The sequence below is a fragment of the Deltaproteobacteria bacterium genome (assembly GCA_015233135.1).
Taxonomy (GTDB): Bacteria; UBA10199; UBA10199; order JADFYH01; family JADFYH01; genus JADFYH01.
The window spans coordinates 1-2,691 of the sequence record JADFYH010000063.1 but is presented as its reverse complement, the minus strand read 5'-3'; the positions used below and the strand labels follow the sequence as shown (position 1 = coordinate 2,691).

Here is a 2,691-nt window from a genome sequence, read left to right as displayed (position 1 = left end):
TGCGAAATCGCAAGACAGGGACCCAGTGATCCGCAAGGATAGGGACCCACTCGGAGCGTAGCGACGGATCTTATTTTTTCTTTTTATAGGTGGGTCCCTATCGATGCAATTTGTTTTTTTCTGGGCTCTGTATTTCTATAGTTTTTCCCTCCTTCTTTTCTGCCATTTTTTTTCGATAACTTCCCTGTTCTCCCTTGAGAATGATTTTATGAGAATGGTGTAAGAGTCGGTCCACGATCGCTTCGGCAATGACCGGATCCCCCAGAGTGTCGATCCAATCTTTGACTGGAATCTGGGAAGTCAGGATGAGGGCGCCCTTTTGATATCTTTCTTCGAGGATTTCGTAGAGATCACTGCGGTCTTGGGGTGTTAAGGGCTTTAATCCCCAGTCATCGATGATGAGTAAATCCGGTTGAACCAGTTGCCTAAACACTCGTGCATAGGATCCATCCCCTCGAGCGGCTAGCAGCTTGTCAAAAATCTGGGTGGCTCTTTTATACAAAACTTCAAAGCCTTTCAGGCAAGCCGTATGCCCCAAGGCAGAAGCCAGGAAGGATTTCCCGGAACCCGTGGGTCCGGTAATCAACACGTTTTTGTGTTGATCGATGAAGCGGCAGGAGGACAACTCCTCCATAAAAGGTTTTTCAAGTTCTCTTTTGGAAGGATAATCCAGATCTTCTAAACAGACCTCCTGCTTCAAGGTTGCCTTTTTCAGACGGCTTTTGAGCTTTCTGTTTTCTCTCGAGATCCATTCTTCCTCGATGAGTAAACCGGCATAGTCGGAGTAAGCCAGCTTTTGCTCCATCGCCTGACCCGTGATTCTTTCAAAGGCCTCCCCCATACCGTAGAGTTTCATCTGGGTCATTTTTTCTTTCGTGGGTGTTTGAAGCATTTTATTTCCCCTTTCTTTTTTTTGTTTTTGTTTTTTTCTTTTTTTTTGTTTTTTTTGTTTTTTTTGTTTTTTTCTTTTTCCACTTTATCAGTGGTAATAGTCCTTTCCCCGCAAGTGAGATTGAAGCCGCTGCTGGGGATCCCAATCGGGCGGTGTTTGAGTCTCCTGATCGAGTCCCTTCTGGAGAATCTGATTCACCGCCTTGAAGTTGAGGGCTTTGTATTCCAAGGCCCTTCTGCAGGCAGCCTCCAGTCTTTTTGAACCATAACGAGACCCAAGACGCATCACTCCCTGGCAGGAGCGAAGCCCCAAGGCAGGATGACTCCGTTTTGCCAAAATCTCTTCCAGCATCCGGACGGTGCACTCTCCCACACTCTTGGCTTCATCCAACAAACGCTGGGGGGTGATCTCTAGCAGGGCCTGGTGTCCCGGAGGCAGGTGCTCTTTCTGGGTTCTAAACTGACCGCGATGGCTGGCACGGAGATGAACCGCAATCCGCACTCCCTTACGGTAAATCTCCACCGTAGAAACGGTGGCCCGGATATCATGGATTTCTCCCCGATAAAGATAAGACGCTGAGTAAAAACTATTCTCGAAGGCAATGTGGCTATCGGGATGTTGTTTGGCTTTCTTCCAGCAAGACAGCTCAAAGCCCCTTTCCGGCAAGGCTTTTAAAGATCCCTTCTCCAAACGATCAAAACGAGATCTTCTCGATTCTCCAAAACGACGATGCGGCTTTTCATGAAAGATCTCCAGATCCGCCCAAAGCTGGCCGTTGAGTTCAGAGAGTGAAGTAAACCTCCGATGCCGATGTCTTTGATAAAACCACTTCTGAAAAATCTGAGCCGCTCGTTCCACCAAAGGTTTATCCTTGGGCTTGCGGACTCGGGCAGGCAAAACGGCGAAACCATAATGCGCCGCGTATTCCGTGTAGCTGGGATTGATCTGGGGTTCATAACGGCAGGGCTTTGTTATCCCGCTCTTTAAATTGTCCGGGGTCGTCAGCTCCGGAACTCCTCCAAAATACTCGAAGGCATGGGTATGTAAATTCAGCCAGGTGGGAAGATCCTGGGAAAGGCAAAACTCCCCATAAGTAAAACGGGAGGCTCCCAGCACCATCAAAAAAAGCTGGGTATCCATCAGCTCTCCCGTCTTTAAATCCAGGATCGGAATCCCGTCGGTAAAATCAACCTCCGCCACCTTGCCCGGTTCATACTCCTTGTGAAAACTGAAGGCTGAGCGTCGATGAACACGCTCAAAATGCCTACAAAACTGGGAATAGCTTAAACGAAAACGACCTGCAGCACATTCCTCCTCCCACAAAATGCTTAAACCCACCTTTGATTTGACTACCTCATCGGCAATTCGTTGCCAGTCACAAACATTCACAGGCTCTCTTGCCGGCTTCTCCTTAAAATCAAGGATCAGTTTTCTTTCCAACTCCTCCTCACTCAAGGCCTCTGAGTAAACCAGACTCACTTCCTCGGCACGACCCCAGTACTTCCGAATCGTTTTACCTGACACCTTCAAAGCCCTCTCCGTTTGATTCTGGCTCATCCCCAACGATTTGAGTCGCAGCAAATCTTTCAGCTTGCGCATCCCGATCTCCTTCTTTCTGTGTTTGGACATAGGTCCTCCTTTTGAAAGAACCTAGGCCCATCCAACAGTCATTGAAGATCCGTCGCTATTTTTTAGAGGAAAAAGTGGGTCCCTATCCTTGCGAACCACCGGGTCCCTATCATGCGTACAGGTGGGGCCCTATCATGCGAACTCCAGGCTCCCTGTCATGCGCGCTGACA

2 protein-coding genes are annotated in these 2,691 nt (G+C 48.5%); both read right to left on the bottom strand.

The annotated features are described in order from the left end of the window. Positions 1 to 97 precede the first annotated feature (97 nt). Positions 98 to 892, bottom strand: a complete 795-nt coding sequence (locus tag HQM15_12040; GenBank protein ID MBF0493493.1) for an ATP-binding protein — start codon at positions 890 to 892, stop codon at positions 98 to 100. 87 nt (positions 893 to 979) lie between these two features. Continuing rightward, entirely contained in the window at positions 980 to 2,521 is a 1,542-nt protein-coding gene (locus tag HQM15_12035; GenBank protein ID MBF0493492.1) for an IS21 family transposase, read from the bottom strand. Between the last annotated feature and the right edge of the window lie 170 nt (positions 2,522 to 2,691).